Source organism: Chromobacterium sp. S0633, from assembly GCF_024158805.1.
Lineage (GTDB): Bacteria > Pseudomonadota > Gammaproteobacteria > Burkholderiales > Chromobacteriaceae > Chromobacterium.
On record NZ_JAMZGH010000013.1, the window covers coordinates 29,465 to 52,083 of the forward strand.

20 protein-coding genes are annotated in these 22,619 nt (G+C 62.5%); 9 read left to right on the top strand and 11 right to left on the bottom strand.

All coding sequences use genetic code 11. The annotated features are described in order from the left end of the window. Positions 1–198: 198 nt before the first annotated feature. On the top strand, positions 199–1,539 hold the full coding sequence (locus tag NK214_RS10145) for a glutamine synthetase family protein (RefSeq protein ID WP_107800145.1): 1,341 nt from the start codon (positions 199–201) through the stop codon (positions 1,537–1,539). 288 nt (positions 1,540–1,827) lie between these two features. Next, positions 1,828–2,559, top strand: coding sequence for a transglutaminase family protein (locus NK214_RS10150; protein ID WP_253314392.1), 732 nt, complete (start codon positions 1,828–1,830; stop codon positions 2,557–2,559). A gap of 21 nt (positions 2,560–2,580) precedes the next feature. Here NK214_RS10150 and NK214_RS10155 read toward each other — a convergent pair whose 3' ends face one another. Beyond that, complete coding sequence (locus tag NK214_RS10155) at positions 2,581–3,396, bottom strand: class I SAM-dependent methyltransferase (RefSeq protein ID WP_107800143.1); 816 nt, start codon at positions 3,394–3,396, stop codon at positions 2,581–2,583. A gap of 325 nt (positions 3,397–3,721) precedes the next feature. Here NK214_RS10155 and sph point away from each other — a divergent pair, with 325 nt between their 5' ends. Further along, a complete protein-coding gene (gene sph, locus NK214_RS10160; RefSeq protein ID WP_253314393.1) occupies positions 3,722–5,242 on the top strand; it encodes a sphingomyelin phosphodiesterase in 1,521 nt (506 codons plus the stop codon). A gap of 184 nt (positions 5,243–5,426) precedes the next feature. Here sph and NK214_RS10165 read toward each other — a convergent pair whose 3' ends face one another. Further along, positions 5,427–5,831 (bottom strand): DUF3995 domain-containing protein, encoded by a 405-nt coding sequence (locus tag NK214_RS10165; protein ID WP_107800141.1) that lies wholly within the window; start codon positions 5,829–5,831, stop codon positions 5,427–5,429. A 227-nt stretch (positions 5,832–6,058) separates the two neighbouring features. Here NK214_RS10165 and NK214_RS10170 point away from each other — a divergent pair, with 227 nt between their 5' ends. Then, entirely contained in the window at positions 6,059–7,180 is a 1,122-nt protein-coding gene (locus tag NK214_RS10170; protein WP_227107787.1) for a hypothetical protein, read from the top strand. Positions 7,181–7,254: 74 nt separating this feature from the next. Here the strand turns inward: NK214_RS10170 and pta are convergent, their stop codons facing one another. The 3 genes from pta to pflA all read right to left on the bottom strand — a co-directional run bounded on the left by pta (position 7,255) and on the right by pflA (position 11,532). Beyond that, positions 7,255–9,339, bottom strand: a complete 2,085-nt coding sequence (pta, locus tag NK214_RS10175) for a phosphate acetyltransferase (RefSeq protein WP_253314394.1) — start codon at positions 9,337–9,339, stop codon at positions 7,255–7,257. A 115-nt stretch (positions 9,340–9,454) separates the two neighbouring features. Then, positions 9,455–10,648, bottom strand: a complete 1,194-nt coding sequence (locus NK214_RS10180) for an acetate/propionate family kinase (protein WP_043594375.1) — start codon at positions 10,646–10,648, stop codon at positions 9,455–9,457. Positions 10,649–10,740: 92 nt separating this feature from the next. Beyond that, positions 10,741–11,532 (bottom strand): pyruvate formate-lyase-activating protein, encoded by a 792-nt coding sequence (pflA, locus tag NK214_RS10185; RefSeq protein WP_235087924.1) that lies wholly within the window; start codon positions 11,530–11,532, stop codon positions 10,741–10,743. 450 nt (positions 11,533–11,982) lie between these two features. Between pflA and NK214_RS10190 the strand changes: the two genes are divergently transcribed. After that, a complete protein-coding gene (locus NK214_RS10190) occupies positions 11,983–13,116 on the top strand; it encodes a hypothetical protein (protein ID WP_253314395.1) in 1,134 nt (377 codons plus the stop codon). A 141-nt stretch (positions 13,117–13,257) separates the two neighbouring features. Here NK214_RS10190 and NK214_RS10195 read toward each other — a convergent pair whose 3' ends face one another. After that, positions 13,258–14,037 (bottom strand): FadR/GntR family transcriptional regulator, encoded by a 780-nt coding sequence (locus NK214_RS10195; RefSeq protein ID WP_253314396.1) that lies wholly within the window; start codon positions 14,035–14,037, stop codon positions 13,258–13,260. Between the two features lie 176 nt (positions 14,038–14,213). Here NK214_RS10195 and lhpI point away from each other — a divergent pair, with 176 nt between their 5' ends. The 3 genes from lhpI (at position 14,214) to NK214_RS10210 (ending at position 17,557) form a co-directional block, all read left to right on the top strand. Continuing rightward, positions 14,214–15,125, top strand: a complete 912-nt coding sequence (gene lhpI, locus NK214_RS10200) for a bifunctional Delta(1)-pyrroline-2-carboxylate/Delta(1)-piperideine-2-carboxylate reductase (protein ID WP_253314397.1) — start codon at positions 14,214–14,216, stop codon at positions 15,123–15,125. Positions 15,126–15,314: 189 nt separating this feature from the next. Next, positions 15,315–16,331, top strand: a complete 1,017-nt coding sequence (locus NK214_RS10205; protein WP_253314398.1) for a proline racemase family protein — start codon at positions 15,315–15,317, stop codon at positions 16,329–16,331. Positions 16,332–16,411: 80 nt separating this feature from the next. Then, positions 16,412–17,557 carry a branched-chain amino acid ABC transporter substrate-binding protein gene (locus NK214_RS10210; protein WP_253314399.1) on the top strand — a complete coding sequence of 382 codons (1,146 nt, stop codon included), beginning with the start codon at positions 16,412–16,414 and terminating at the stop codon, positions 17,555–17,557. A 297-nt stretch (positions 17,558–17,854) separates the two neighbouring features. On the opposite strand, the gene NK214_RS10215 is transcribed toward NK214_RS10210, so the two are convergent. Next, positions 17,855–18,529 carry a M24 family metallopeptidase gene (locus NK214_RS10215; protein WP_253314400.1) on the bottom strand — a complete coding sequence of 225 codons (675 nt, stop codon included), beginning with the start codon at positions 18,527–18,529 and terminating at the stop codon, positions 17,855–17,857. A 559-nt stretch (positions 18,530–19,088) separates the two neighbouring features. Between NK214_RS10215 and NK214_RS10220 the strand changes: the two genes are divergently transcribed. Further along, positions 19,089–19,529: a hypothetical protein gene (locus tag NK214_RS10220; protein WP_253314401.1), complete on the top strand. Its 441-nt coding sequence runs from the start codon at positions 19,089–19,091 to the stop codon at positions 19,527–19,529. Positions 19,530–19,716: 187 nt separating this feature from the next. Here the strand turns inward: NK214_RS10220 and NK214_RS10225 are convergent, their stop codons facing one another. From NK214_RS10225 to NK214_RS10240, 4 genes are all read right to left on the bottom strand, one after another. Next, positions 19,717–20,337 carry a hypothetical protein gene (locus NK214_RS10225; protein WP_253314402.1) on the bottom strand — a complete coding sequence of 207 codons (621 nt, stop codon included), beginning with the start codon at positions 20,335–20,337 and terminating at the stop codon, positions 19,717–19,719. A gap of 5 nt (positions 20,338–20,342) precedes the next feature. Continuing rightward, the gene (locus NK214_RS10230; RefSeq protein ID WP_253314403.1) at positions 20,343–21,014 is read right to left on the bottom strand and encodes a DUF6610 family protein; all 672 of its coding nucleotides are present in this window, start codon (positions 21,012–21,014) and stop codon (positions 20,343–20,345) included. Between the two features lie 193 nt (positions 21,015–21,207). After that, positions 21,208–21,681, bottom strand: coding sequence for a VOC family protein (locus NK214_RS10235; RefSeq protein ID WP_253314404.1), 474 nt, complete (start codon positions 21,679–21,681; stop codon positions 21,208–21,210). 248 nt (positions 21,682–21,929) lie between these two features. Continuing rightward, positions 21,930–22,583 (bottom strand): hypothetical protein, encoded by a 654-nt coding sequence (locus tag NK214_RS10240; protein ID WP_253314405.1) that lies wholly within the window; start codon positions 22,581–22,583, stop codon positions 21,930–21,932. Positions 22,584–22,619 lie beyond the last annotated feature (36 nt).

Consider the following 22,619-nt stretch of genomic DNA (forward strand, 5'->3'; position numbering starts at 1 on the left):
CAAATCTGAGAGGAGCACCCGGATTGCCGATCCATCATTGGGCCCGATTCCAGCCCCGTCCCGCCTGCCCGCGCAGCCCCGGCTGCCGCACACTGGACCGTAGATTATTTTTAGTACAAGCGCAGCGGCCGCATACGCTGAGGCACGACGCCCGGCGCGACAGCAGCTCGGGCGCGCACACATGACAACAGAGGCTTTATGAATAACGCAGAACAAATCAACAAATGGTTGGACGACAATCGCATCACCGAAGTGGAATGCCTGATCCCGGACATGACCGGGCTCGCCCGCGGCAAGATCGTGCCGCGCCATAAATACAATCCGGCCGAAGGCCTGCGCCTGCCGGAAGCCGTGCTGTCCATGACCGTGACCGGGGACTACCCGGACCAGGACTTCACCTCCCTCGCCGATCCCGACATGCGGCTGATTCCCGACGCCAGCACCCTGCGTCCGGTGCCGTGGAACCTGGAGCCCACCGCCCAGATCATCCACGACTGCGCCTTTTTCGACGGTCGCCCGGTGGACCTGGCGCCGCGCAATGTGCTCAAGCGCATCCTCAAGCTGTACGAAGACGAAGGCCTCAAGGCCGTGGTGGCGCCGGAAATGGAGTTCTACCTGGTGGAAATCCAGCCGGACGAAGACATCCCGCTGCGCCCGCCGGTTGGCCGTACCAAACGCACCGAAGCCGGCATGCAGAGCTTCTCCATCGACGCCGTCAACGAATACGACGGCATCTTCGACGTGATGTACGACTGGTGCGAAGCCCAGGGCCTGGCGCTGGACACCCTGATCCACGAAATGGGCACCGCCCAGATGGAAATCAATTTGGACCACGGCGACCCGCTGGCGCTGGCGGACCAGGTCTTCCTGTTCAAACGCACCGTGCGCGAAGTGGCGATTCGCAACAATATGTACGCCACCTTCATGGCCAAGCCGATGCAGGGCCAGCCCGGCAGCGCCATGCACCTGCATCAGAGCGTGGTGGACAGGGAGAGCGGCAAGAACATCTTCAGCCTGAAGGACGGCCAGCCCTCGCAGAAATTCTTCCATTTCATCGGCGGCCTGCAAAACTATCTGCCGCCGGCGATGCCCTTTTTCGCGCCCTATGTGAACTCCTACCGCCGGCTGAGCCGCTATACCTCGGCGCCGATCAATCTGTCCTGGGGCTACGACAACCGCACCTGCGGCCTGCGCGTGCCGCACTCGGACCCGCAGGCGCGGCGAGTGGAAAACCGCCTGGCCGGCGTGGACGTCAACCCCTATCTGGCCATCGCCGCCAGCCTGGCCTGCGGTTATCTGGGCATGAAACAGGGCCTGATGCCGTCCGAACCGCTAAGCGGCAGCGCCTACGAGCAACCGCACCAGCTGCCCCGCCACCTGGACGACGCCATCGACATGCTGCTCAAGTGCGAACCGCTGACCAATCTCTTCGGCGAACACTTCATCCGCACCTATAGCGCGATCAAGGAAGCCGAGTACCGCGAATACTTCGACGTGATCAGCCCGTGGGAGCGGCGCTTCCTGCTGCTGCACGTTTGATCGGCGCTTAGAGCGTGTTCACCGTTTCGCAAGCCAAGCTGAGACAAGGCGAAAACTGCTGAGAAAACGGAGCGCGCACACGGTAGACGCGCGTTTCGAAGTGGTACTCGCCGTGCAATGCTTCACAATGCGCTGCGGACTTTGAACCGCTTCTTAAGGCGCGGACCGCTCGCCGCCGGCCCCTGTTCCGGACCGGCGGCTTTTCCGCCCCACCGTCATCAAACTGTGCATTGACAATCCCCGGCTCAGAATATTCAATATGCTTAACACTTGCCGCCAGAGCATTCCATGCACCCAAGCCCCCAGCCCGACCCCGTCCGCCCAGCGTCCTGCGCCGGGCTGAGCCTGAGCCAAGTCCTGCGCCAGGTGCAAAGCGACGCCTCCCCGGACAACGACCGCGACTACTGCCGCGCGCTGCACGACTTCGTGCGCGACCGCGTGCGCTTCGGCTTCACCAGCCAGTTTGAAACCGTCACGCCGGAACGCACGCTGGCGCTGGGCCGCGGCCATTGCAACGCCCAGGGCGACCTGCTGCGCGCGCTGCTGACCACCGCCGGCATTCCGGCGCGGCTGCGCTTCGTGCGGCTGGACAAGCGCGTGCTGCGCCACGCGGTGCCGGCCCCGATCTACCTCTGCCTGCCGGAACACCTGTTCCACGGCCTGGTGCAAGCGCGGCTGGACGGCCGCTGGCTGCACTGCGACAGCTATCTGTTCGACCCCGACGGCTTCGAGCGCCAATACGCGCGCCTGCTCGCCTCCGGCCTGCCCCGCGGCTACGGCCTGCGCCTGGGCGCGAACTGCCGCTGGAGCGCGGACGCCGACAGCTTCTGCCAAGCCGGCGCCGACGACCTCCACGACGAAGACCCGGTCTACGACAACCTGGCCATCGCCCTGCAGGAAAAAGCCGGCAACAACACCTTGCTGGGCCTGCACTTCAACCAATGGCTGAAGCTGGCGCCGTCGCCGCTGCGCCGGCGCGGCGAACGCTATCTGAACAGCCGGCTGCATCCCGCCCGCTGACGCGGCCGGCCGGCGCGGCCGCTATGACGGCAAGCCGCCGGCTCCCGGCTTGCACGCCCAGGTGGCGATGAAGGCCGGCAGATAGCCGTCGATGACAAAGCGCGGCGTCGGCTGCATCTCCTCGTGAAACCCCGCCAGCAAGAAGCCGGCCTCCAGCTGGCCGCCTATCTGCTCCGCCAGGCTGTGGCCGAAGACCAGCGCCTCGCCGCCGGCCCGCTTGGCCGCCAACGCCTCCGGCGCCAGATCCCGCAGATCGGAATACGGCGCCGGATAGCGCGGCCGGATCAGGCCCTGGCGCGCGTATTCCGGATCGCGGTCGCCGATGAAGGCCGCCGGATTGAAAAAACTGCTGAGCAGGCGGCCGCCCGGACGCAGCACCCTGAAGCACTCGCGCCACACCGGACGCACGTCCGGCACGTAAAGATTGGAAATCGGGTGGAATACGCAATCGAAGCTGGCGTCGGCGAAACGGGACAGCTCGCGCATATCGCCCAGCTCCGTCGCCAGGCTCAGCCCTTCGCGCCGCGCCACCAGGCGGTCGCGCTCCAACTGCTGCTCGGAGGCGTCCAATACCGTGACCTCGGCGCCGGCCGCCGCCAAGAGCGGCCCCTGCTGGCCGCCGCCGCTGGCCAGACACAGAATGCGCCAGCCGGCCACCTGATCCAGCCAGCCGGCCGGCAACGGCCCCGGCGTCAGCCGCGCCCGGTGATCGCCCGCGCGCGCGGCGGCGACGGCGGCGGCGTCCACCGGCTGCGACCACGGACCGGCCTGCTCGGCCTGGCGGTCCCAGGCGGCCTGATTATGCGAAAAAATATCGAGAGAAACGTGTTCCGACATGGGGAGTCCTATTCCATTCAGAAAATTGGGGACACCCAGCCAAAAGCGCATCCATAGCGAAATGGACAGCCCCCGCGAAGGGGCAAAGACGAAGCGGAAGACCAAACGAAACGGCAATGCGGCAAACGGCCCTGGCTGGGCAAACGAGTGACGGGCATTACAGCTTCATTCCGGCGCGCTCCTATCGGGACAACACTGAAGAGATTCAAACCGCGCAAGCATGCGGCGCAGGCGCTCATTCTACGCCAGATCAAATTTAAATGACATAACAATTCCGTAAACCACGCCATTCAAGCTTTGCGCTCCCCCACCCCTCGGAGACATGATGAAAGCTTGCCTGGCACTGTGCGCCGCGCTGCTGGCCGCCCCCGCCCTCGCCGCCTATCCCGACGACCTCAGGCTGACCACCTGGAACGCGATGCTGCTGCCCCAGTCGCTCTATCCCAATTACGGCCAGGAACAGCGCGCCCGGCTGATCGCCGCCGCTCCCATCCTGCAAAACCAGGACGTGGCGGTGTTTCAGGAACTGCAGGACAACAGCAGCTCCGAAGCGCTGCTGCAAGGCCTGAAAGCCCGCTTCCCGCATCAGACCCCGGTGATAGGCCGCAGCCAGAGCGGCTGGGACGGCACCGAAGGCTGGAACGGCGCCAAGCCGGAAGACGGCGGCGTCGCCATCGTCAGCCGCTGGCCGATTGTGGAAAAACGGCAATATCTGTTCCGCACCGCCGGCTGCAGCTGGGAACAATACGCGCTCAAGGGCTTCGCCTACGCCAAGCTGCAAGCGGGCGGCCGCTACTATCACGTGCTGGGCGCCCACCTGCAGTCGGAAGACAGCGGCTGCAAGGACCACGCCGCGGCGCGCCAGGCCCAGCTGCGCGAAATCGCCGACTGGCTGCGCGCGCGGCAACTGCCCAAGGACGAAATGGTGCTGATTGCCGGCGACATGAACGTGGACCGCCGCAAGCCGGCGGAATACCGCGCGATGCTGGACATCCTGCAAGCCAGCGAGCCGCGCTACGCCGGCGTCGCCGACAGCTTCGACACCGCGCGCAACGGCCTGGCGCTGGAGCGCTACGGCGCGCGCGGCGGCGACGTCCCGGAATACCTGGACTACATCCTGACGCTAAAGGCCCACCGCCAGCCGTCCGCCTGGCACAATCTGGCGCTGGACGCGCCGTCCCCGCAGTGGACGGTGCAATCCGTCGGCAAGCACACCTACGCCTACACCGACTACAGCGACCACTACCCGGTGCAGGCCTTCGCCTGGGCCGACGCTGCCACGCCCACGCAATCCTATACCGACCAGGCCGGCAGCTACCGCCAGGTAAGCCTGCAAAACCTGGGCAACGGCCAATGGCTGCAAAGCGCCGCCGCCAACGACGGCTGGCTGAAGACCGGCCCCGGCAACGGCCCCGCCGCCCGCTTCAATCTGTCCAACAACTTCGCCATGCGCGACAACGGCTGCCTGCGCTCAGGCGACTATCTGCGGGTGGAGCGCGCCGACCGCCCCGGCTGGTTCTGGACCTGGTGGGGCGGCCTGGACGCCAATCAATACGCCTACTACACCAAGCAAGGCCCGCTCAACGCCTCCACGGAACTGCGGCTGCAGATTCAGGACCGGCCGGACGGCTGCCTGCGGGACGGCGACATCGTCAGCTTCAAGGATTGGGCGCGGCAGAGCGATTACTATCTGACCGCCTGGAACGGCGGCGCTCACGATGGCCAGCTCTATCTATGGCAGCCCGGCGTCGGCCCGCGCGAACGCTTCCGCGTCGGCATCGCGCGCCAGCCGCAGCGGCAGGATTGGAAAGCGCAATTGATTTACGCGCAGAACAAGAAGCGCTAAGAACGTGTTTACGATCTCGCGAACCAAGGCGAGACAAGGCGAAAACAGCTGAGAAAGCGGAGTGCACACACGGTATATGAGCATTTCGAAGCGGCACTCGCCGTGCCACGTCCACGACGCGCAGCAGATCGTAAACAGGTTCCAACGAGAACAGCGGGCGGCTAGCCGCCCGCTTTCAGGAGCGTTACCAGGCGAGGATCAGCAACAAACTGCCCAGCAACAAACACAAGGGGGAATAGAAACGGGTGTCGTTGCGGGCGAAGCGGCTATCGCGCACGCTCTTGAACAAGCCGACGTAGCGGAATTCGCCGATGCCGCGCAGCAGCAACGCCGCCGCCAGCGCCAGCAAGCCCCAGCGCACGGTCTCCATTTGCCAGAAGCGCGTCAGATGGCCATGCAGCGCAACCGCCAGCGCCGACAAGGCCAACACGCCGGCCACGGCGAACGTGCCGCCGCGGGTGGGCTGGAACAAGGGCTTGCCGTCCACCTCGGGCACGGCGGCGCCCATGCCCACGGTGCCGCCCAGCGCCCAATAGCAATGGACCAGACTGATAATCAGAAAAACAGTAATCAAAAACAGGCTCAGCATAAGCAGGTTCCCTTTCTAATTAAGTGTTTATCGGAAGTTCAACCTCGCCTTGATTATAACACAATCCCATCTGCATTGATTTTCGGCAAAAAAACGGCAACGCCGGGCAAACTCGCGCCCATCGCCGCGGATGGCGCGCTGAGTGAATTCTGCAAGCCGCCCTCCGGCTTTTTGACGACAGTAGCGGGGTCGAATCACTCCATGTCTTCCACTTGAAAGCCGACCCCATGCCAAACATCACCGCCCACAGCGCCACTCGCCCTCTCGCCGCTCCCGCGGCCTTGCCGACTGCCCGCGCCGCCGCCGCTCAGCCACAACTGGGCCTGGGCCGGCAGCTGGCCAGCGCCTCGAATCGCTGCGCCGCCGCGCCGGACCGCCCGCAAACCACGCAAGGGCCCGTTCCGCAGCAAGCCCGTTTCCAGTCGCTGTTGTTCCGGGTGGCCAACGGCGAGGTCAACGCCTCCCCTGCGCGTCAGGACCAAGCGGTGGCGCTGTACGGCCTGAGTCACGCGCAAATGCAGCTGTCCCGTTTCGTGCGCGGCGAACTGGACATGCAAAACGTCGCCACCATCGCCAATTACAATAAGCAGCTGAACATCGTCCATTACAGCCGCGACGACGCCATGTATAGCATCTCGCCTCGCAAGCTGATCCAGGAATTCAGCCGCCACATCAGCGACGCCGCCGCCGGCAAGCTGGTCAAGCGCGCGCCGCAGCCGGCCGCCCCCATCCTCCAGGCCTGGGCCGATTACCTGGGCGCCCATCACACGCGGCTGGACCCGTTTGTCCGGCTCAACGCGCTGCTGGCCGACGTGCCGCCGGCGGAGCGCTCCGCCGTGGCCACCCGCTTTGTGCTGAAGAACACCAGCGGCGGCTGCCGCACGGAAACCACGGTCAACACCTTGCTCTATCTGGTGCACGCCTGCGGCTGCAAAAACGCCGACGACGTTGCCGCCGCGCTCGGCAAGCGCACGCTGGAACAGCGCGACCTGCTGGACCTGTCCGAACTGTTCATCAAGCACTTCTTCCGCAACTCCAGCAAACTGGGCCTGGAATTCTTCGCCCAGCAAGGCGCGGAAATCGCCTTTGCCTGGAACGACGCCGGCCGCGGCAAGATGGACCTTGAAGCGATACGGCAAAAACCCTGGCAAGAACAGCAGCGCCGCTTCCAGCACAGCTACGAGCCGATCACCTACTCCGAAGTCCGCTCCGTGCTGCGTCAGCCCGAGCTGTTCGACGGCAAAGTCTCCAAAGTGTATTTCGCCGACGCCGGCGTGGAACTGGCTGGCTCTCCCGCCTCCGAGCAATGGGTGGCGCTGACGCGCCCCATCGCCGCGCAGCGCCACTAAACAAGGCCGCATAAGACAACAGCCCCCGGCGCTTTCGCGCCGGGGGCTGTTTTCAGATCAAGCGCTCTCGCCGCTTACTGCGCGTCCGCCTGGATCGCGGTCAGGGCGATGGTGTAGACGATGTCGTCCACCAGCGCGCCACGCGACAGATCGTTGACCGGCTTGCGCAGGCCTTGCAGCATCGGGCCCACCGACACCACGCCGGCGGAGCGCTGCACCGCCTTGTAAGTGGTGTTGCCGGTGTTCAGGTCCGGGAACACGAAGACATTGGCGCGGCCGGCCACTTCACTGTCCGGCGCCTTTTGGCGGCCTACGGATTCCACGCTGGCGGCGTCGTACTGCATCGGGCCGTCAATCATCAGATCCGGGCGCTTTTCCTTGGCGATGCGGGTGGCTTCGCGCACTTTCTCCACGTCCGAACCGCTGCCGGAAGTGCCGGTGGAGTAAGAGATCATCGCCACGCGCGGGCTCAGGCCGAAGGCGCTGGCGGAATCCGCGGACTGGATGGCGATGTCGGCCAGCTGTTCCGCGTTCGGGTCCGGGTTCACCGCGCAATCGCCGTACACCAGCACCTGATCCGGCATCAGCATGAAGAAGATGCTGGACACGATGCTCGCGCCCGGCGCGGTCTTGATCAGCTGCAGCGCCGGACGGATGGTGTTGGCGGTGGTGTGCACCGCGCCGGATACCAGGCCGTCCACCTCGTTCAGGGCCAGCATCATGGTGCCGATCACCACGCTGTCCTCCAGCTGTTCCGCCGCCTGCGGCGCGGTCAGGCCCTTGCTCTTGCGCATTTCCATCATCGGCGCCACGTAGCGGCCGGCGGCCTCTTTCGGGGCCAGGATTTCAATGTCGGCCGGCAAGGTCACGCCCTGGGCTTCCGCCACCTGGCGGATGCGCTCCGGTTCGCCGATCAGCACGCAGCGGGCGATGCCCTTCTCGTGGCAGATGGCGGCGGCCTGGATGGTGCGCGGCTCGTCGCCTTCCGGCAGCACGATGCGCTTTTGCGAACGGCGCGCGCTCTCGATCAGACGATGGCGGAAGGCCGGCGGCGGCAGGCGCACTTCGCGCGGCTCGCCGATCTTCTGCACCAGCACCGCGGTGTCGATGCGCTCGGCCACGAAGTCGATCATCGCCTGCATGCGCTCGGCGTCTTCCATCGCCACGTGACGGTCCAGATTGGCCAGCATGGTGCTGGTCTCATAGGTGTCGCGCTCGGTGGACAGAATGGTCAGGCCGGCTTGGCGCGCGGACTGGATCAGCGGCAGGATGCTGCCGGACACCGGTTCGCCGCAGGTCAGCAGCAGGCCGGCCAGCGGCACGCCGCGCAGCATGGCCAGCGAGGTGGCCAACACCACGTCGCTGCGGTCGCCCGGCGTCACCACCAGGGTGCCCGGCAGCAGGCGTTCGGCCATCTTCTCCACGGTGCGGGCCGCCACCACGGTTTCGCGCATGCGCGCTTGCTCGATCTGGCCGGCGTGTTCGATCTTCAAACCCAGCGCGCTGACCACGTCCAGCACGCGCGGCGCGTCCAGCTTGGCGTCGTAAGGCACGCAGCCCAGCAGCGGCGTGGCGCAGCCCTGCGCCGCCAACTCCGCGCGCAGGCCGGCCAGATTGCCGCACTCCGCGCCGCGGTTCAGCAGCAGGCCGGCCAGCTTGCCGTTGCCGTCGGCGCCGAACTGGCGCTGCACCAGCTGCACGCATTCGGCGATGTCGCGCGCGCCGCGGCCGGCGCCGGACAGCACCAGCAACAGTTCCGCGGACAGGCTGCCGGCCATTTCCGCGTTCAGGCGGATGGCGGTTTGCGCGTCGCTGTCCGGCACCAGGCCTTCTACGATCAGCACATCGTGATTGTCCCGCGCCTGTTCCGCCAGGCGCACCACATCTTCCATCAAGGTGGCCAGCTCGCCTTCGCGCAGCATGGCTTGAGCACGGGCAAACGGGATGGACGCCGGCGCATCGATATTGCACAGCTGACGGGCGAAGTGGCTGGACAGCTCGGCGCCCACGCTGGCGGGCTGCGCGATGGGCTTGACGAAGCCCACCTTGATGCCGTCGCGCTCCAGCGCGTGCACCAGGCCCAGGGTCATGGAGGTCAGCCCGGCGTCCGAACCATAGGAAGCCAGGAAAAACACTCGTTTCGGTTGTTGCGATGTCATGAGTTTTACTTTCGACGCGCGCGCCGCCGCAAAGCGGCCCGGCGTTCAGAATCAGGCGGCGGCCGACGGAGCGCCGGCCGCGCGATACGGACGCGGCTTGCGCCGCGAAGTCCTATCAGATACCGGCCAGGTCGGCGGTATCCTTGGCGATCATCCACTCTTCGTTGGTGGCCATCACCAGCGCGGTGGTGCTGCCCGGCTGGCTGATCACGCCGGTGTTGCCGCGCACGGCGCGCTCGTTGGCGGCCGCGTCCACGGCGAAGCCCAGCACCTTCATGTGGTTCAGGGTCTTCTCGCGCAGCAGGCTGGAGTTCTCGCCGATGCCGCCGGTGAACACCAGCGCGTCGATGCGGTCCAGCGAGGTGGCCAGGCCGCCCAGCAGGCGGGCCAGACGGTGGGCGAACATGTCCAGCGCCAGTTGCGCGTCCACATTGCCTTCCGCCGCCGCTTCTTCCAGAGCGCGACAGTCGCTGGACACGCCGGAAATGCCCAGCAGGCCGCTCTGCTTGTTCAGCAGATTGTCGATGCCGTCCAGATCCAGGCCTTCCTTGCGGGCGATGAAAGTCACCGCGGCCGGGTCGATATCGCCGGAACGGGTGCCCATGATCAGGCCTTCCAGCGGGGTCATGCCCATGGTGGTGTCCATGCACTTGCCGTTTTTCACTGCGGAAGCGGACGCGCCGTTGCCCAGGTGGGCGATCAGGATGCCGTGATTAGCCGGGTCCAGCTTCAGCTCGGCCACGGTTTCGCCGGCGATGAAGCGGTGGCTGGTGCCGTGCATGCCGTAGCGGCGCACGCCGTATTCTTTGTAGAAGCGCTGCGGCACGGCGTACATATAGGCCGGCTTGGGCATGGTCTGATGGAAGGCGGTGTCGAACACCACCACCTGCGGCAGCTTGGGGAAGGCTTTCTGCGCGGCGCGGATGCCCACCAAGTGGCCCGGGTTGTGCAGCGGCGCCAGCGCGCAGCATTCTTCGATGCCGGCCAGCACTTCGTCGGTGATCAGCGCGGACGCCTGGAAGCGCTCGCCGCCGTGAACGATGCGGTGGCCGATGGCGACCACGCTGTCCAGCCACTCATGCTCGCCCATGAAACGGGTCAGCGCTTCCATCGCCTCAGCGTGGCTGCCGCCGTTCAGCGACTCCGTCTTCTTGCCTTCCGCGGTTTTGAAAATGATGCGCGAATCCGCCAGGCCCAGGCACTCGGCCAGACCGGACAGCAGCGGCTCGCTGGAGCCCTTGGGCAGCAGCGCGAATTTCAGCGAGGAACTGCCGCAGTTGATCACCAGAATTTCAGAAGATGTCGTCATAATATATCAGCGATTCATGATAGATAATTCGATAAACAAGCAGCGCCGCTCCGGGCGACGCTGCCAGCCAAAAACCACCGGCCGGAAGGCGTTCAAGTCACCTTCAAGCCTTTACAGGAAAACAACTCGCGGGCACGTTTGACTTGCTCCGGCGTGGGAATCGGCGTATCCGCCAACTGGTATTCCATGCCCAGCTTCTGCCACTTGTCCATGCCCAACTGATGGAAGGGCAACACCTCCACCCGCTCCACCACACTGCCCAGGCCGGCGACGAAATCCGCCAGCCTGCTGATGTCCTCGTCACCGTCGGTCAAACCCGGCACCAGCACGTAACGCACCCACATTTTCTTGCCCAGGCGTTGCAGCCGGCGGGCAAAGTCCAGCGTCGGCTGCAAGGGCTGGCCGGTCAGCGCGTGATAGCGCTCCGGGTCCGAATGCTTGATGTCCAGCATCACCAGGTCCACCGCGTCGAACCACTCGTCGCTCACCCGCTCATGCAAAAAGCCCTGGGTATCCAGCGCCGTGTGCAGGCCGAAGCGGCGCTTGGCCTCGCGGAACAGCGCGCCCACGAAAGCGTCCTGCATCAGCGGCTCGCCGCCGGACACCGTCACGCCGCCGGCGAACTTCAAAAAGCGCGCGTACGGCTCCAGCTCCGCCATCGCCTGCTCCACCGTGGCCTGGCGGCCGTTGTGCAGCTTCCAGGTATCCGGGTTATGGCAGTATAGGCAGCGGAACTGGCAGCCCGAGGTGAAGAAGACAAAGCGCATGCCAGGCCCATCCACCCCGGCCCCGCTCTCCGTGGAGTGCAGGTAACCCACCACGGATTCGGGAGACATGGCGTGTTCTTGCGGGACCGTGTCCACGGCGGTTTGGGTATCTGGCATGCGTTTGTGCTCCTATGGCCGACAGAGGCCGGCCCTTAACAGGCCGCCTTTTAAAGCATAGTGCGCGGTTCCGAACGGGGGCGAGCCCAAAACGCCAGAGCCGAACACAAATGTTATTTTACGAACACATTTTATATTCTAAAACGAAAATATGTGTTTGATACAGGTCAAAAGCGTACATTGTGATGTGCGCACGCCACATCCTCCCACACCCCCCACCCGGCAAACCCTTGATTTACGTGGAGTTCTAGTTAAAACAGTCGTTAGTTTTACCTTGCACTGCAATATTTCCGCTCGTTCACGAACATCGTCATCACACGCCGGGGGCATAAACCCGGCCTCGCAAGCGCCGGACCGCGGCTGAGCTGGATCAAGGCAAGCCCCGTTTTTGCAAACGTCATGACCGCCGCCTATTATGCCAAAGGGATTCCACACCTTCGGTAAACCGCCATGAACGCACTGCGCCTCGCCCTCAAAAGCGTGATCGAATATCCGCTGCCCGCCTCCAGCCAAACCCATGAAGTGGCCGCCATCGGGGCGGACCTGCTGCTGATCTCCCAGCAACCGTCCGGCGCGCTGGTCAAAATGCGCGTGGACCCGCACAGCGGCCAGCCGCGCGCCGCCGTGTCCCACGTCATCGACAACCCGTTTTCCGGCCTGCACGGGCTGGCCGTTTCCAAAACCCACCCCGGCTGCCTGTGGGTGACGCTGCAATTCCAGTCCGAGCTGTTGCTGATAGACCCGATAGCGTCTGACCTCACCACGCCGCCAAAAATCCTCAAGCGGGTGCCGCTGCCGCCGCCGGCGCGCGGCCCGCACGTGGTGACGGAAGACGGCGACATCCTGTGGACCTCCTGCAAGGACAGCCATCACATCGTGCGCATCAACAGCCTCATGCCCGCGGACGCCACTCTCTATCCCTGCCCGCCGCGGCCCATCTTCGTCCAGCTCCACCCGGACAGCGGCGACGTGTACGCCACGCTGGACCAATCCAGCCAGCTCTACCGCATCCCGGCCAACGGCGACGCGCCGGCCGCCATAGAAATCCCCGCCGAACACGGCAACACCCCGGTGGGCATGGTGCCGGGGCCGGACGGCAATCTGTGGTTCGCGCTGCTGGGCAACGCCTCCGGCGGCAACGGCGGCTTCGGCCGCGTGCTGGCCGGCGGCGAGATCGACTGGTTCCAGCTCACCACCGCCCCGGCCGCCGGCGCCGGCTTCATCCACCTGGGCTTTCCGCCCGCCGCCGGCCCGGAGCCGCGGCTGTATCTGCTGGCCTCGTCCATGGCCAGCGCCAACGCCCTCAACGGCGTGGTGCAAGTGAAGATGAGCGCGGACTACAGCCGCGTGGAAGCGCAACAAACCATCGCCTTCCCCTCGCAGCACAGCATGAGCCACCGCGTGCTCAGCACTGCGCACGGGCTCTACGCCACCGAACTGGGCGCCTGCTGCCTGGCGCACCTGCGGCCGGCGGAGAATCGTTACGGCGAAGGCGTCAATGAAATGGCCGACCCCTATTCGCTGTGGGGCTGCGGCATACCGGAGGGAGAAGTGCGTTATCCGGGAGCGCATCGGGAGGAATAGCGCCTGGCCATGCCCGGTCTGGTGAGGCCTTGACGGCAGGATACGAATGAACGGCTCCGGCCCCGCAAACAGCCCTGTCCAGTGACGGGCGCGCCTGCGGGGCCGGAGCCGTTCAGCCATGCGGATCCATACGCTGGCGGCTTAGCCGGAGATATCCCGCCTTACCCGTCGCAAATGCTGCTCGACGTAAAAGGCCGCGGCATCCTCATCGCCGATGATGATGGATTCGTAAATCAGCTGATGTTCCGCAACGTACAAGCCAATACGCTCCTCGTCATAGATGCCATCGTCGCGCAAGCGCTGCCAGAGAGGCTGCGCCATGGCTTTGGCCACCTCATCCGCGATGCGCACCATCAGCGCATCGCCGGTCATCACCGCCAGTTGCCGGTGGAACAAGCGGTCGCTTTCGCTCCAGAGCACTTGCTGCGCCGGGATGTCTATGTTTTTGACCCCCTTCATTTGCGCCAGGTAATACTCCGCCCGTTCATCGCGCTGCCCTTTTCTGGCCGCCATGCGGGCAATGGCCGGCTCTAGTATCAGCCTAACTTCCAGCGTCGATATCGGACTGTCGTCCGCCTGCCCGCGCTCGTTTGCGGGCACGGCTTGCCGCAGCCGTTGCAAGGCATCCTGGCAGACATAGGTGCCCGATCCGCGGCGCGTCATCACCAGTTGCTGATTCTGCAAAGCGCCAATGGCCTCCCGTACGGCAGGCCGGCTCACGCGGTAACGGGCGGCGAGCTCTCTTTCCGAGGGCAGCCGCGACTCAGGAGGAAACTCCCCTCCAACAATGCCGTTGCGGATCTGTTCAGCAAGCTGCTCATAGATGGGAAGCAGCTGAAAGTGGCTCTGTTCCAGAGTACTGGCATCCATTCTGGTTACCCCAAAACCAATTTGTTGTGAATTGGTGACAATTACGACCATGCCCCCGCCGCAGCAGCGGAAGCCCTTGTGACGCCGCCTCCAAATTGGTAACTTACAAAACAAGTTAACGATATAACAAGGTAATTTTAAGACCAATTTCATGGATTCCGGCAAAAACCCCAAGGGCAAACCGCGGATTTGGTCTGAATTTTGCCACTTATCGATGAGGGAGCACCATGTCCATCCCCGTACTGCCCGCCTCCGCAACCAAGAGCTTGTTGCCGATTGCCGATCTTTGTCAGGCCCTGTCCCTTGCCGCCGCCGAATACACGGCAGGGCGGATCGTCAGCCCGGAGCGGCAGGTGCTGCCCTTGCGGGGCGACGCCGTGCTGCTGTCCATGCCAGCCAGCGCCAACGATATCGGCATTCACAAACTGGTCAACGTGTGCCCGGACAACCTCAAGCAGGGCCTCCCCACCATCCATGGCATCGTCAGCGTGTACGACGCCCTCACCGGCCAGCCGCTGCTGATTCTTGACGGCCCCACGGTGACCGCTCAGCGCACCGCCGCCATTTCCATGTTGGCGATCAACAGCCTGTACGCCGGCAGGCCGGCCGCCATCGCGCTGATAGGCACCGGCAAGCAGGCCTCCGGCCATCTGGAAGCCATTGCCGCCCTGTTCCCGGACATCCGCGTGGATGTGCATGGCCGGGAAATGGCGGACAGCGCCGAGTTCTGCCGCCGGCACGCCCCCCTTCCCTTAGCGCTACGGCCATGCCGCGGCCGCGTCGCGGACGATGTCGGCGTGGTGATCACACTGACCACCAGCAAAGCGCCGATCTACCACGAGGACGCCCGCAGCAACCGGCTATTGGTGGGAGTGGGAGCGTTTCGTCCGGACATGGCCGAAATCGGGCCGGCCGCCATCGCCGGCAGCCAGCTGTTCTCTGACGACCCTGTCGGAGCGCGGCATGAAGCCGGAGACCTGATCCAAGCGGGCGTGGACTGGGACGCCGTGCGGCCCTTGGCTGAGGCGATAGCAGGACGCTACGACATCAAGCGCCCGCGGCTGTTCAAGAGCGTGGGCACCGCGGCCTGGGATTTGGCGGCGGCGCGCTGCGCGCTGGCGCATTGGAAGGCCGGTTAGCCGGGCGGCAACGTCCAGTTAGCCAAGAGCCGCTAACAAAACCGCGCAGCGTACCTGAGCCAAGGCGCGCCGACGCAGGCAGTACAAGCCGTACGACAAGGAGGCGCAACGCTGGATCAGGGGTTTTGTTAGCGGGTCTAAACGAACGGTGCGCCAACGCACCCGACGATAACTAGGAGGAGTGAACACATGAATCCATTGCCTGCGGATTTTGTCATCGAGACCGTGGAAATGCACACCGGCGGCGAGCCGGTGCGCATCGTACTCAACCTTGGCGACAGGATTCAAGGAGCGGACATCCTGGCCAAACGCCGTTTCATGAGCGAGCGCCTGGACCCCGTGCGCCGCCTGCTCATGCATGAACCACGCGGCCATTACGATATGTATGGCGCGGTGCTGGTGCAGCCCTCCATGCCAAACGCGGACCTCGCCGTGCTGTTCACCCACAACGAAGGCTATAGCACCATGTGCGGGCATGCCGTGATCGCCCTGGCCCGCTTTGCGGTGGACAGCGGCAAAGTGCCCGCCGTGGCGCCGCTGACGCGGGTGGGCATCGAATGCCCATGCGGCCTGGTGGAAGCCTTGGTGGAAATCCAGAACGGCAAGGCCGGCGCCGTGCAGTTCGAGAGCGTGCCCGCCTTCGCCTTTGCCCTGGACCTGCCCGTCAGCGTGCCGGGCGTTGGCGAAATCACCGTCGATATCGGCTACGGCGGCGCCTTCTATGCGATCGCCGCCGCTGAAAAACTGGGCGTGTCGCTGGCTGGCCCCCTGCGCGAACTGGTGGACGCCGCCTCCGCCCTCACCCAGGCGGTGCGCGACACCATCGCGGTGCGCCACCCCGTTGCCGACGACCTGAGCTTCTTGTACGGCAGCATCCTCACCGATGGCCGCGACCGGACCGCCGATGGCCGCAGCCGCAATGTCTGCGTTTTTGCCGATGCCGAAGTCGACCGCAGCCCCACCGGCTCCGGCGTCACCGCCCGCATGGCCGTCCGACACGCCAAGGGGCTGGTCGCGCCAGGGGAAACCTGTGAATTCGAAAGCCTGACCGGAGCGCTGTTCAGCGGCACGGTGGTCCGCCAAGCCCAACTGCCGGGCCATGACGCGGTGACGGTGCGCGTGGCCGGGCGCGCCCACTACAGCGGCAAAGCCAGTTGGTCGCTGGAACCCGACGACTTGATTGGCCGGGGCTTCCTGCTGCATTGAGCGCTTGCCTGGCGGCCCCCGGCCATGAGAGACGATGGCGCGGCCAGCCATCAAAACAAAGCCGCGCAAAGGAGACACGCATGAAACAGCAGCATCCTCGCAGCCTGACCGCCCTATTGACGCTTGGCGGCATGATGACCCCCTTCGCCCTCAGCCCCGCCCATGCCGACACCGTGGTGAAAATAGGCTTCTCCTCGCCCTTGTCCGGCCCGCAAGCCCACTACGGCAAGGACAATGAGAGCGGAGCCAAGCTGGCGATCAACGAGCTGAACACCAAGCCCATCACCCTAGGCGGCCAAAAAGTGAAGTTCGAACTGCGGTCCGAAGACGACCAGGCGGACCCGCGAGCCGGCACGCAAGCCGCTCAACGCCTGATGGATGCCGGCGTCAAAGCGGTGATCGGCCACTTCAACTCCGGCGTCACCATTCCCGCCTCGCGCATCTACGCCAAGGCCGGCGTCCCGCAGCTGTCGGTCTCCACCAACCCCGCCTACACCGCCGCCGGCTACAAAACCGCCTTCCGTCTGGTGGGCAGCGACAGCCAGGTGGGCGGCGCGCTGGGACGCTATGCGGTACAGCAGCTCAAGGCGCAGCGCATCGCGGTCATCGACGATCGCACCGCTTACGGCCAGGGCATTGCCGATGAATTCATCCAATCCATCACCCGCCTGGGCAAGCCGCCGATCAAGCGTGAATACACCCATGACAAGGCCACCGATTTCAGCGCCATCCTGACCGCGCTGAAGGCGCAGAAACCGGACATCGTGTTCTACGGCGGCGCGGACGCCCAAGCCGCGCCGATGGCGCGCCAGATGAAGCGCCTGGGCATGAGCGCCACCTTGATGGGCGGCGACATGCTGAGCACCGAGACCTTTATCAAACTGGCCGGCGCCAATGCGCTTGGCCACATCTCCGCCGTACCCGGCGGGCCGCTGGAAGCGCGGCCGGCAGGCAAGGCATTTCAAGCGCGCTACCAGGCCAGTTACCAACAAAACGTCGTCCTGTTCGCCCCGCACTTCTACGACGCGGTCATGATGGTGGCCGACGCCATGAAGCGCGCCAACTCGCCGGAACCGGCCAAATACCTGCCGCTGCTGGCCCAAACCCGCTACCAGGGCGTCAGCGCCGACTTCAGCTTCGACACCAAGGGCAATCTGAAGCAAGCGCCCGTGACGATCTCCGCGGTGGAAGGCAATGCCTGGAAGGTGCGGTCCGTGGTGCAGTAAGAACCGGTTTACGATCTGCTGCGCGTCGGCGATACGGCGTTGAAAACACCTTCGAAATGCTCATGTACCACGCGTACATTCCGCTTTCTCAGCCGCAACGCCTTGTCTCGCCTTAGCTCGCGAGATCGTAAACACGTTCTAAGAACCAGTTCATAATCTGCTGCGCGTCGGCGATACCGCCTTGCCTCAGATTCTCTGCGGGGGTTTTGTTAGCCGTTCTCAATTCGCCCGCGTCGCGGACGCAAACCCCGGCCAAGCGCCAAAGCTGGCGGGCGGCTCGCCGCCGCCCGTCCCGGATCAGCCCTCGGTCACCAGCAGGTCTTCATAGAAAGCGCCAAACTCGCCGGACGGATCGGCAATCTGGATTTCCAGAATCCACAAACCGGTGTCCGGGCATTGGGCGAAATCGCCCAGGCTGCCGGCCTTGTAAATGGCGTGCGGAAAGTCCGATACCCGGTGGCCCTTGATGTCCAGGTTCAGCCGCCAGCCCATTGCCTCGGCGCGCTCCGCCGCGTACTGGTACAAGGCTGGGCCGGCCAGGCGATCGCGCCGCCATTTGTCCGCCACCTCCTGCCACAGCTGGCGCGCCGCCTCCGCACAGGCCTGCTTGCGCGCGTTGTCGCCGACCACGAAGGTATCGCCGGCGTCGCCCTCATGGCCGTCCCAGACAATGCCCAGATCAATGAAAAAGATGTCGTCGTCCAGCAGCACATTGTCCGGGTCGATCTGCTGCTTGAAGATTTTCAGCGTGCTGCGGCCAAAGCGGATGATGATGCCGTGCCAGATGCGGTCCATGCCCATGCTTTCCAGCTCAGCCTTGGCCAAATCCTTGGCCTGCTGTTCGGTCATGCCGGGGCGGATCTGCGCGGCGATGCGCCGCACCGCCGCCATGGTTTTGTCGCGGGCGACGATCATTTTGTCCAGGGAGAAAGCGCTGCCCACCGCTTCCGGAGGGAGAGAGACTGTGGTCATGAGAAATGCCCTGTCTTAAGAACCTGTTTGCGATCTGCTGCGCTGCATGAGAGGTGACACGGTGAGTACCGCTTTGGAATGCTCATATACCACGAGTACATTCCGCTTCCTCAGCCGGTTTCGCCTGCTCTCGCTCTTGCTCGCGAGAACGTAAACACGTTCAAAAAATAAAGTGATGAAATGGGCAGTGAAGTATACCGCAACGCAGCAGAATCATGACATTCAAATCACGGACAAATCCTCCTGCCAGCCCCTGCTCTCGCGTCCCCGCTGGCTTGACCCTGCCGGCCCACTCGGTAACAATCGCCGGGTGCTGTTATTCACGGCACCGGGATTGGCGTCCCGTTCGAAACAGGGGGATGAAGGCGCGTCTGCGCCTTCATCCGTACCCGCTCTACGTCTGTACTTCATGCATGGCTGGCGGGTGCGTGGTGGGAGAGCGCCTAGCGCTCACCGATTCCTTGTTTCTCGGTACGCCAATCCTGTCTCGCGCCTGCCTATACCTACCCAACGACTCACAGGCAGGTGGTTTATCTTGTGTCAGCGCAGGAGAAACACCATGTCGAAAACCTTTCCCACTCGCCGCCGCTATCGCCAAGCCTCGCTGGAAGCGCGCGAAACCCTGCTCCCCTTCGTGTCCCGACGCCCAGGACGGCCGCAAGCCGATTACTGGCAGATGCCGGCCGCCCACCCGGACTACGCCGCCGACTGCGCCTATGGCCGCGAATGCGGCGCGCACTTCGTCCAATGGCTGAAGGACAACCCCGGCTATTGCGGCCAAAGCCTGCTGGCGCGCATCACCCGCGACATCGACTTCCGCAAGCCGGAGCAGCGCGGCTACCGAGTGGGCTTCTTCAACTATCTGGAAGCCATGCTCACGCTGGCCGCGCGCAAGGTGGACGTGTTCGAGCACGTTGACGAACTACACCGCCAGCAACAGGCGCAGATCAAACGCAAGAATATGGAAAACCGCTCGGTGCGGAAGATAGAGAAGAAGTAAGGAAGAACGAACCCCGGCCAACGCCGGGGTTCGTTCTTCCTTACTTCATGAAAACACTTTAAAAAACGATGCCACATAACCCCGTATAGATTTTTAATTCGTGACAACACACATCTCAATTACAACTTTAAACCCAGAATTAGGAGTGCAACTTCCATCAGAAGTAACTTCAGAACAAAAAAGTCCACTAGCCTTCATGCCCGTGCCCGACTCCATACTCAACTGAGGTTGTATCAACCAAAATTCCTGGAGAGTTTCTTATGAATTCTTCGTAGCTCTCATCGCTCTTTCTGCTCACCTGCCACACATAGCAAGCAGAAGCCAACAGCATCAAATAAGGGAGCCAGCATGAAAACTCAAAAGCACAGGATGTACATAAAAAATTTGGCAAAACTTGCTTGGAAGCATGATAGCCAACAACAAGAACCACCAAACCTAACCCTAGTGCCATTTGAATCCTTAGATGAGTGATCATTCTATTTTTAGGTCGATGCTCCCCAAAGTAATAATGAATTTCCCTTAAATCATCCTTGGTCAAAAACTGGCGCTCTATATTGGCAATAATAACAAGATTTCGATTATACCAGTAGCCGGCATCTAAAAGATGAGCAATAAGCCAAGCGGAAAGCAGCACAATCAAAGAAACAGCCACATCAAGGCTAACAACATTTTTTTCAACCAAAGAGAATATTGCAAATGCACCAACAAGAACACCAACCGACTGCCACACAACCATAATATGGCGATTAATATCATTAAACATCTGATTGTACATTTGAATCAAAAATTCTTTACGATCATTTTCCATAATATTTATCCTAACCCTGACAAATCAGCAGCTTCGTACCCAGACCACCCAGAGGTAATATTCCTTATTGAATCCCTAAGGCAACGCTCATAGCCTCCATCTGGATGTGGTCGAAATATCTCCCCATCAAAGTAGTCTCCAAATGCAGCATCTAGTGTAAAGCGATTACAATCCACAGATGCCACAGGCATTGTTTGTGCATAATGAAGTTGAACATCAGGCCTTCCGCCTAAAAGGTGCACCGGCCGATTAAAATTCACAGGAGCCAGAGGAGTACCCCCATAGCGTGTAGGCACACTAAAACCTAAGATAAACGGCTTCGGAAGAAGCTCTTCAAAACGACCATGGAGCTTAGGGTCTTTAGGTACTAGCACCACATGTACTGCATGTCGCTTGAGTTCCATTGCCTCTCGCAATATATCATCAAGCTGCAAAACTGATTCAATATCGCGCGCAACAGTCATGAATGGACGCAGCTTCACTACTGCATCAAGATGGCGATTGAAATCATATCGCTTCCATTGAATATCAAGAAAACCAACTCCGGCGAAATTAGTGTGACGAACATCTCTTGTGTTTGTATACCGAGCTCCTGGCCTCCAACCATACTGACTCGCGAGATCTATAACACGTTTACTATGAGCCACAAATTTGATTGGCCCTGCTTTATTATTCATATTCTTGCCACATATTAGTTCGAGCTGCAACATTTTCAAAAAATTGGATGACCACAATAAAATTCAAACCCCGCCCTGCCTTTCTACTGACACATCGCACATATACACCCTCACCACCCTATCAAAAGAATAACGAAACCATATATTTGAAAGACAAAAATAAAACCTGCACACAAGTTAGTCACTCTTCAAGTCATAGCCCCCTCCGAACTCTCTCAATCCCCGCAATATCAATCCTCACCATCCCCATCATCGCGTCGAACGCCCGCTTGGCGGCGGCGCGGTCCGGATCGGCCAGCGCCTCGGTCAACGCGCGCGGCGTGATTTGCCAGCTCAGGCCCCATTGATCCTTGCACCAGCCGCAGGCGCGGGCCTGGCCGCCGTTGCCGACGATGGCTTGCCACAGACGGTCGGTTTCGGCCTGGTCTTCGGCGGCCACCCGACCAGAAGTAATGACGTATAAATTAGACCACTTTATAGCACATAGGCATTTTTTGCGGCATTGATCCAAAACAGCCGCGCATAAAAAAGCCTCCTGAGCCGCGGCATCGACTTCCGCAGGCTGCAGCAGCGCGGCTACCAGGCGGGCTTCTTCAAGCATCTGAAAACCATGCTCACGCAGGCCGCGCGCAAGGTGGACGGGTGCGAGGACATTGACGAACGGCATCGCCAGCAGCGGGCACAGATCAAACGCAAGAGCATGGAAAACCGCTCAGTGCGGCGGATAGAGAAGAAGTAAGGAAGAACGAACCCCGGCTTTGGCCGGGGCTTGCTTTGGGGCGTGACGCTTTCTGAAATAATAATTGCTTAGCTTACGGCCTCTTACGCCCCCTAGCTGTCCCTCGCGGAGGGCCGCAAGCGGCTAGTCCGCCCATCAAATGGACCTGTCCCCAACCGTTCACTGGGAAGTTCGTTTCAGTGGTTCAGCTTGAACATATTGACGTGAACGCAGGAGGGGACGGCATAGTAGGTCATCAGGTGGTTCTCCAGTTCCGTCGCTGCCGTGGCGAGGTTCGTCAATGTGTGAACGCCAGAATTGGGATCGAAGAAATAGAGATCGCTACCGTCATAGGCAAGCGCCACAGAGTGGGGCGTAGCGCTTTGCATGGCGATCAGGGCCGCGCCGCGCCTGCTGCTCACCAACAGCTCGATGGTGTGCGTCAGCAACTGGACGAAGCCTCCCTCGAAGAAGGAAGACAAGGTTCCAATCGACTTGCAGCCCAGGGTCTGCGCCTCCTGTGAGTACAGGTTATGAAACGCCTGGATGGCCTTGCCCTGATTGCGAATACCGGGAAGGTTGCCCCCTCTGGGGTCGCTGATCGGTTGGTCGTCAATGTCGGTTTCATAGGCGCCGGATGTCATGAGGCCATCACAGATCTGGTCCTGCAGAGCCATGATGCGCTCAACCTTCCGACCGATATTCCGCTGTTCCAACATGTCGGCAAGTCCCGGCACCGGACCCAAGTCGAGCGCGCGCATGCAGAAATAAAAGGAAATGCCTTCGCAGGAGCCACTATGCCGTGCGTTGAAGTCACTTTGTTTGCAAGCCAAAACGAGGGTGATAGCCACAACATGCTCCTTGCTTATTCTCGGTTTTCATAACCA

Excerpts from the sequence above, each read along its gene's own strand:
- NK214_RS10145 (WP_107800145.1), top strand. The coding sequence starts at position 199 with ATGAATAACGCAGAACAAATCAACAAATGGTTGGACGACAATCGCATC.
- NK214_RS10150 (WP_253314392.1), top strand. The coding sequence starts at position 1,828 with ATGCACCCAAGCCCCCAGCCCGACCCCGTCCGCCCAGCGTCCTGCGCC.
- NK214_RS10155 (WP_107800143.1), bottom strand. The coding sequence starts at position 3,396 with ATGTCGGAACACGTTTCTCTCGATATTTTTTCGCATAATCAGGCCGCC.
- sph (WP_253314393.1), top strand. The coding sequence starts at position 3,722 with ATGAAAGCTTGCCTGGCACTGTGCGCCGCGCTGCTGGCCGCCCCCGCC.
- NK214_RS10165 (WP_107800141.1), bottom strand. The coding sequence starts at position 5,831 with ATGCTGAGCCTGTTTTTGATTACTGTTTTTCTGATTATCAGTCTGGTC.
- NK214_RS10170 (WP_227107787.1), top strand. The coding sequence starts at position 6,059 with ATGCCAAACATCACCGCCCACAGCGCCACTCGCCCTCTCGCCGCTCCC.
- pta (WP_253314394.1), bottom strand. The coding sequence starts at position 9,339 with ATGACATCGCAACAACCGAAACGAGTGTTTTTCCTGGCTTCCTATGGT.
- NK214_RS10180 (WP_043594375.1), bottom strand. The coding sequence starts at position 10,648 with ATGACGACATCTTCTGAAATTCTGGTGATCAACTGCGGCAGTTCCTCG.
- pflA (WP_235087924.1), bottom strand. The coding sequence starts at position 11,532 with ATGCCAGATACCCAAACCGCCGTGGACACGGTCCCGCAAGAACACGCC.
- NK214_RS10190 (WP_253314395.1), top strand. The coding sequence starts at position 11,983 with ATGAACGCACTGCGCCTCGCCCTCAAAAGCGTGATCGAATATCCGCTG.
- NK214_RS10195 (WP_253314396.1), bottom strand. The coding sequence starts at position 14,037 with ATGGTCGTAATTGTCACCAATTCACAACAAATTGGTTTTGGGGTAACC.
- lhpI (WP_253314397.1), top strand. The coding sequence starts at position 14,214 with ATGTCCATCCCCGTACTGCCCGCCTCCGCAACCAAGAGCTTGTTGCCG.
- NK214_RS10205 (WP_253314398.1), top strand. The coding sequence starts at position 15,315 with ATGAATCCATTGCCTGCGGATTTTGTCATCGAGACCGTGGAAATGCAC.
- NK214_RS10210 (WP_253314399.1), top strand. The coding sequence starts at position 16,412 with ATGAAACAGCAGCATCCTCGCAGCCTGACCGCCCTATTGACGCTTGGC.
- NK214_RS10215 (WP_253314400.1), bottom strand. The coding sequence starts at position 18,529 with ATGACCACAGTCTCTCTCCCTCCGGAAGCGGTGGGCAGCGCTTTCTCC.
- NK214_RS10220 (WP_253314401.1), top strand. The coding sequence starts at position 19,089 with ATGTCGAAAACCTTTCCCACTCGCCGCCGCTATCGCCAAGCCTCGCTG.
- NK214_RS10225 (WP_253314402.1), bottom strand. The coding sequence starts at position 20,337 with ATGGAAAATGATCGTAAAGAATTTTTGATTCAAATGTACAATCAGATG.
- NK214_RS10230 (WP_253314403.1), bottom strand. The coding sequence starts at position 21,014 with ATGAATAATAAAGCAGGGCCAATCAAATTTGTGGCTCATAGTAAACGT.
- NK214_RS10235 (WP_253314404.1), bottom strand. The coding sequence starts at position 21,681 with ATGCCGTTCGTCAATGTCCTCGCACCCGTCCACCTTGCGCGCGGCCTG.